Here is a 7,351-nt window from a genome sequence, read left to right on the forward strand (position 1 = left end):
CGCGCATACCGTGCTGAAATTCAAGGGATTTTCCTACCGATCCAGTAGTTGCCCGGAGGTCGCGTTAACCAAATTGGAATGGCGAACGCATACTTTTCGGACAAGGGCGATCAACGCCGAGGGCGGCTGGCAATGACCCGGCCGCGCATTCCCTAGGGGGAAGCATGCCCATGTTGAGCCTCGTTCAGAATTTGCGGATTGGGACCAAGCTGGCGATCTCATCGGCGCTCGGCATCCTCCTGGTCCTCGCGATGATCGCGGGTCAGGTGATCGGAAACGGCAACGTGCGCCGGTCCAGCCAGACGGCGTCCGAGCAGCAGGAGCTGGCGCGCGAGGCAGTCGAATCCAAGCTCGCAGCGCGCACCATGCAACTCGCCGCACGCGACATCCGCCTCGCCAATAATTCAGATGAACTGCAGAGGGCGCGCGACGCGCTGGTCGAACGCGCCGGTCATTTGGTGAAGGTTGCCGACGCAATGCTCACGCTCTCGCGCGTGCCGGAAAACCGCGCGAGGATAGAGAAGCTCAAGGTCCTCACGGCGAACTATCTCAAGGGAGCTCAGCAGCTCGCATCCGTGCGCGGTGCCGCCCTGGCTCTCACGGGCGAGGATGCCGCTGCTCGCCTCGCCAAGCTCGTCGATGAGGGGACGCGTCTTGCCCGCGAGGTCACGTTGCCGATCGCAGGCGAGATGGACCAGGCTTCCAATCAGATTGCCGACGTCGCCAGGCACAGAAGCGAAGAGGAGGTTGCGGCCTCCGCTCGGGAGATGGCGTCCAGCGAGCATATCGCAATGGTCATCGGCGCTTTCACGGCGCTCGTCCTCCTCGGCTCCTGGCTGATGTCGTTCCTGACCATCGCACGGCCGATCCGCGCGCTCACGGTGGCCATGGACAAGCTCGCCGGCGGCGACTTTTCCGTGGTGCTGCCCGGTCTCGGCCGCAAGGACGAGGTCGGTGGTGTCGCGGCGGCTGTCGAGAAGTTCAAGATCGTGTCCGAACAGAAGACGCGCGAGGAGGCCGAGGCCAAGATCAGGCAGGATCAGGCTGCAGCCGCGCAACGCAAGGCCGAGATGTACAAGCTGGCCGATGGCTTCGAGGCAGCGATCGGCGAGATCGTCGATACCGTGTCATCGGCCGCGACTGAACTGGAAGCGTCTGCGTCGACGCTCACGTCGACTGCGGCGCGCGGACAGGAGCTCACCACCATGGTTGCTGCCGCCTCCGAAGAGGCGTCCACCAACGTGCAATCGGTGGCGTCGGCGACCGAGGAGCTGTCGTCGTCGATCACCGAAATCAGCCGCCAGGTGCAGGAATCCGCGCGCGTCGCCAGCGAAGCGGTCAGCCAGGCCCGCACCACGACCGATCGCGTCGGCGAATTGTCGAAGGCGGCGGCGCGGATCGGCGACGTGGTCGAGCTGATCAACACCATCGCCGGCCAGACCAATCTCCTGGCGCTCAATGCGACCATCGAGGCCGCGCGCGCCGGCGAGGCGGGCCGCGGCTTTGCCGTTGTCGCCTCCGAGGTCAAGGCGCTCGCCGAGCAGACTGCGAAGGCGACCGGCGAGATCGGCCAGCAGATCGCCAGCATCCAGACTGCGACCGAGTATTCAGTCGGCGCCATCAGGGACATCAGCGACACCATCGAGAAGCTGTCGGAGATCTCCTCGACCATCGCAGCTGCCGTCGAAGAGCAGGGCGCGGCGACGCAGGAGATTTCCCGCAACGTGCAGCAGGCGGCGGAGGGCACTCATCAGGTGTCGTCCAACATCACCGACGTGCAGCACGGCGCGAGCGAAACCGGCTCGGCGTCCACGCAGGTGCTGGCGGCGGCGCAATCGCTGTCCGGCGACAGCAACCGCCTCAAGCTCGAGGTCGGCAAGTTTCTCGGCACCGTGCGCGCCGCCTGAGTTGGCGTCTTTCGGCAGGTCCTGCTTGCAACCATCACGCGTGAATGCGCGGCGGTTGCTCGCGCGCGTATCTCGCCGCCGCGACCGTCGCGCGCAGGGTTAACCTTCCGGAAAAGCGGCGCAGTCATGATTGCCGCAATTTCCCGGATGCTGAGTCGTCCTTCGCGTACTGCGTCTCAATCGTTGGAGCACATTCATGAGTGGCATTTCCATTCGCCTCACTCACAAGGTCATGGCGATCGGACTGTTCGGCCTCATCGGGCTCGTCGCCTTCGGCACGATCTACCAGATTGGCAGCCTCTCCCAGGACACGTCCCGCGACGCCGCCGAAGAGGCGCGCAGGCTGTTCGATCTGAACCAGCGGATCTCGCAGCATTTGCTCGAAGCGCGCCGGGCCGAGAAGGATTTCCAGCTCCGCCGCGATCAATCCTATGCGAAGCGTCACGCCGAACTTGCTTCCGACATTACCCGCAATCTTGATCGCCTCGGCAGCGCGGCGCGTGCGGCAGGATACGCGGCGGTCGGGGAAAAGGCGTCAGTGGTCCGCACCGGGTTCGAGAGATATGTGAGCGAATTTGCGGCCGTCGAGCAAGCAGAGGTCAAGCTTGGATTGAACGAGACCCTGGGGTTGTCAGGCTCGTTGCGCACGGCTGTGCACGATATCGAGACCAAGCTCAAGGAGATCGACGATCCCAGGCTCACCAGCGGCATGCTGACGACGCGTCGTCACGAGAAAGACTTCATGTTGCGCCGCGACCCGAAATATCTCGACGCCCTGAAGAAGACGGCGACGGAATTCTTCGGGCAAGTCGAGGCTTCGGCGATCCCGCCGGCCGTCAAGGCCGATATCGGCAAGAAGCTCTCCAAATACCAGGACGACTTCGTGGCGTGGGCAGTCGGCGCGCAGGATCTGGCCGCGCACGGCTCGGCAATGTCCAAGGAATTCCGCACCATCGAGCCCGTCCTCGACGAGATCGAAAAGAGCGTCAGTCAGCGATACGACGCGGCGAAGGCCGCCGAAGAGTCGATGCGGGCCTCGATCAAGCTCTGGATGTGGGTCGCGCTCGGATGCTCCATCCTGCTGGTGGGCAGCGTGTCCTTTTTCACCGGGCGCTCGATCTCGACCGCGCTGATCGCCATGGTCCGCGCGATGACCGGTTTGGCGAAGGGCGACATGTCAGTCGCAATCCCCGGCGTCGGGCGCAAGGACGAGATCGGCGAGATGGCCGGCGCGGTCGCGGTCTTCAAGACCAACATGGCCGAGGCCGATCGGCTGCGCGCCGAGCAGGCCGAGGCGGACGCCCGTGGGCGCGCGCAGCGCAAGGCCGACATGCAGCGGCTCGCCGATACGTTCGAAGGCGCGGTCGGCGAGATCATCGAGATGGTGTCGTCGGCGGCCACCGAGCTCGAAGCATCGTCGAATACGCTGACCCACGCCGCAGAGCGCGGCAACGGGCTTGCCACCGCCGTAGCGGCGGCCTCGGAGGAAGCGTCCGCCAATGTGCAGTCGGTGTCGGCCGCGAGCGAGGAAATGACGTCATCGATCACCGAGATCAGCCGCCAGGTGCAGGAATCGGCGCGTGTCGCTGACGTCGCCGTCGGGCAGGCCCAGCGTACCAATGCGCGCGTCGCCGAGCTGACCAAGGCCGCTTCCCGCATCGGCGACGTCGTCGAGCTGATCAACACCATCGCCGCGCAAACCAACCTCCTGGCGCTGAACGCGACGATCGAAGCGGCGCGGGCGGGCGAAGCCGGCAAGGGCTTTGCGGTGGTCGCGACCGAAGTGAAGGCGCTTGCCGAGCAGACCGCGAAAGCCACCGGCGAGATCGGTCAGCACATCGGCGCGATCCAGTCCGCGACAGACGAATCCGTCGGCGCGATCAAGGAGATCGGCGACACCATCGCGCGGATGTCGGAGATCTCGTCGACCATCGCTGCTGCGGTGGAGGAACAGGGCGCCGCCACGCAGGAGATCTCCCGCAACATCCAGCACGCCGCGCAAGGTACTTCCGCGGTCTCGTCGAACATCGCCGACGTCCAGCGCGGCTCCGGCGAGACCGGGGCTGCCTCGGCGCAGGTGCATTCGGCCGCGCAGGCGCTGTCGCAGGAGAGCAACCGGCTCAAGAGCGAGGTCGCGCGCTTCCTGGAGTCGGTGCGGGCGGCCTGAGCGGCCGCCGACCGGTGCATGTGGCGGCGCGTCGTGTTTCGCGTCGCAGAACGGTTGCGGAGAAAATAACGCCCGACGAGACCGACCCGTAGTTTTACGTAGGCTCCTGTTAACGCCTGCTTGCAATTATGGGGCGCAATCTCACGGAATAAGAACCAGCCAGCATTGTTGAACTGACTTCCGCCCTCTCGTCCGTCGCGACGACAGCGGCGCAGGTCATTTGTGCGTTGCTAGGTATCATCGGGATTTGTGTGATGTCGAAGTTGTCGATCGTCTTCAAGCTTCTGACCGTGCTGTCGGTCCTCGTTCTTTCGCTCGCCGGTGTCGGCGTGACGGCGATCGGCACCATGCAGAATATCAACGCTCACACGGTCGAGATTGCACAGAGCTGGCTGCCGAGCGTGCGCGCGCTCGGCTCAATGCGCGCCGACATCAACGAGCTGCGCGTCGCGCTCCGTTTGCACCTGATGCAGGACACCGCCGAAGGCAAGGAAGCCGCCGAGAAGCGCCTCGCCTCCCTGCGGGAGCGCATCGAGAAGACGCGCAAGGTCTACGAGCCGCTGATCACGGCCGCCGAAGAGCGCTCGCTCTACGAGCAATGGAGCAAGGCGTGGGGCGAATATCTGAACGGCGTGCAGGAGACCATGGCGCTGTCGCGCAAGAGCGTCGGCCGCTTCCCGACCGACGCCAACGAGATGTTGCAGACCAAGGTCGCCAAGATGGCCCAGGCCGCCGATCCCCTGCTTCAGAAGGGCATCGAGCTCAATAACCAGGGCGCTGAGCTGGAGACCAAGCAGGCGGCCGACAGTTACGCCACGATCTTCCGCGTGCTGGTCGGCATCATCGTGCTCTCGGTCGTGATCGCGATCGGCGCCGCCTATTATCTCGTGCGCGACGTCTCTCGCGGCATCGCCTCGATCATTCGTCCGATGCAGTCGCTCGGCCAAGGAGACCTCTCGGCCGAAGTGCCGCATCGCGGCGAGAAGACCGAGATCGGCTCGATGGCGGATGCGCTCCAGATCTTCAAGGAGGCACTGATCGCCAAGAAGGCCGCCGATGAGGCGGCTGCTCGCGACGCCGAGGCCAAAATCGAGCGCGGCCGCCGCGTCGATGCCATCACGCGTAATTTCGAGGCCATGATCGGCGAGGTCGTCGAGACCGTGTCGTCGGCCTCAACCGAACTCGAGGCCTCCGCGGCCACGCTGAGCGGCACGGCGCAGCGCGGCCAGGAACTCGCAACCGTCGTTGCGGCAGCCTCCGAGGAAGCCTCCACCAACGTCCAGGCGGTGGCGTCCGCCTCGGAGGAGCTGTCGTCCTCGATCACCGAGATCAGCCGCCGCGTGCAGGATTCGGCGCGGATGGCCGCGGAAGCCGTCGAGCAGGCGGCGCGGACCAATGACCGTGTCAACGCGCTGTCGCAGGCGGCCTCCCGCATCGGCGACGTCGTCGAACTCATCAACACCATCGCCGGCCAGACCAACCTCCTGGCGCTGAATGCGACCATCGAAGCGGCGCGCGCCGGCGAAGCCGGTCGCGGCTTTGCCGTCGTCGCCTCCGAGGTCAAGGCGTTGGCCGAGCAGACCGCGAAGGCCACCGGCGAGATCGGCGCGCAGGTCTCGGGCATCCAGGCCGCAACGCAGGAATCCGTCAGCGCCATCCAGGAGATCGGCGGCACCATCGAGCGGTTGTCCGAGGTGTCATCGGCCATCGCCGCCGCTGTCGAGGAGCAGGGCGCCGCGACGCAGGAGATTTCGCGCAACGTCCAGCAGGCCTCGCTCGGCACGCAGGAAGTCTCGTCCAACATCACCGACGTGCAGCGCGGCGCGATCGACACCGGCTCGGCCTCGGGCGAAGTTCTCTCGGCGGCGAAATCGCTGGCGACCGACAGCACCCGCCTGAAGGTCGAGGTCGCGCAGTTCCTGGAATCGGTCCGCGCGGCCTGATCTTTACGCGCTCGCCTGCGGAGCCGGCGGCGGTGCGATCTGCCGCCGGAACAGGATGCGCTGGTAGAGCCAGCCGATCGCGACCAGCACGACGCCGAGGCACATGAACGACAGCGCGCGGTAGACGCCCGTCAGCGTCGACATGTCGATGACGAAGGCCTTCAGGATCGTCAGCGCGATGACGGCAGCCGAGGCCAGCCGCGCACGCTCCGAGTTGACGAGAATGCCGACGCCCAGCAACACCACGCCGAAGGCGAGCCAGCCGATCGAATAAGTGTATTGCTCTGCGCCCGTCGTCGCGCCGGTGGAGAGGATCGGGCCGTGATAGAAGCGGCGGATCTCCAGCGTGACATAGGCGAGCGCGAACACCAGCGCGCCACCGGCGATGGTGTTGGCGTAGACCTTGCCGCGCATCCCGACCACCGCGTAGGACAGCAGCAGCATCAGCACGGCCGGCAGCGCATAGCCGAGCAGCAGCAGGTTGAACACGGCGCCGCCGACGTCGATGTGCCAGATCAGCGGGTTCTCCAGGATCAGGAGGCCGAACACGCTGATGAGCCCGCCGATCGCCGTCAACACGACCGCGCCGACATTGTGCACGATGCTGCGGCTGCGTAGCCGCAAGCGCTCCAACCCGATCGCCATCGCGAGCGTGACGCAGACTTGCAGCGCGAATTCGAGCAGCGACGGCGGCGAGGTCATCCGGCCATTGGTCGCAAAGTGCCGGATCTCCATGAAGGCGAGCAGCGCGGTGAACAGGATCGCCGCGGTTTCGACCATGCGCAGCGGCGCATCGTCGGCGCGGCGGCGCAGGAAGATGCTCGCGGCCCAGAACGAGGCCGCCGGCAGGCCATAGCCCCAGAGCAGCCAGTTGAAGATCGGCGTGGTCCCGACGGCGTCGCCGACGATGCGCGGATCATAGCCGATGCGCGCGGTTACGATGCCGGCGAAGATGGCGGCGAGCCAGCGCAGGAACGGGATCGGCCGCTGCATCGAGATCCAGGCGGTGCCGAGCGACATCAGCGCCAGCGCGATCGTGAGCCAGCCCTTTTCCAGCGCGAAGGTCAGCGCCAGCGCCAGCGCTCCGAGCGTGCCGGTCGCGAACAGGGCGGTCGACGTCGCCGCGCCCGGTCGATCCTCGCGGCGTGTAAGCGCTTCGGTCGCAGCACCGAAGGCGGCGGCAAGCAGCACCGCCAGGATCGCAAACGGGATCGAGCGGTCGAGATGCGCGATGCGGGCGTAGAGCGCGATGAGGATCGCGATCGGCGTAGCGACGGCTGCGGCCGACCACACCACGGGAATGATTGCAGAGTTGGAGCGGCCCTGCGCGAGGA

At 66.0% G+C, this 7,351-nt stretch carries 4 protein-coding genes; 3 read left to right on the top strand and 1 reads right to left on the bottom strand.

Features of this window, described 5'->3' with window-relative positions:
* Positions 1 to 170: 170 nt before the first annotated feature.
* The 3 genes from CV770_RS14845 (at position 171) to CV770_RS14855 (ending at position 6,017) form a co-directional block, all read left to right on the top strand.
* Positions 171 to 1,907: a methyl-accepting chemotaxis protein gene (locus CV770_RS14845; protein WP_104462860.1), complete on the top strand. Its 1,737-nt coding sequence runs from the start codon at positions 171 to 173 to the stop codon at positions 1,905 to 1,907.
* A gap of 196 nt (positions 1,908 to 2,103) precedes the next feature.
* Complete coding sequence (locus CV770_RS14850; RefSeq protein ID WP_104462861.1) at positions 2,104 to 4,074, top strand: methyl-accepting chemotaxis protein; 1,971 nt, start codon at positions 2,104 to 2,106, stop codon at positions 4,072 to 4,074.
* Positions 4,075 to 4,328: 254 nt separating this feature from the next.
* Positions 4,329 to 6,017 (top strand): methyl-accepting chemotaxis protein, encoded by a 1,689-nt coding sequence (locus CV770_RS14855; RefSeq protein ID WP_201759860.1) that lies wholly within the window; start codon positions 4,329 to 4,331, stop codon positions 6,015 to 6,017.
* A gap of 3 nt (positions 6,018 to 6,020) precedes the next feature.
* On the opposite strand, the gene CV770_RS14860 is transcribed toward CV770_RS14855, so the two are convergent.
* Positions 6,021 to 7,351 (bottom strand): DUF2339 domain-containing protein (locus CV770_RS14860; RefSeq protein ID WP_146101289.1); only part of this gene is annotated, 1,331 nt, incomplete at its 5' end.

Origin of the sequence: Bradyrhizobium sp. AC87j1 (assembly GCF_002936975.1) — a bacterium.
Classification (GTDB): Bacteria; Pseudomonadota; Alphaproteobacteria; order Rhizobiales; family Xanthobacteraceae; genus Bradyrhizobium; species Bradyrhizobium shewense.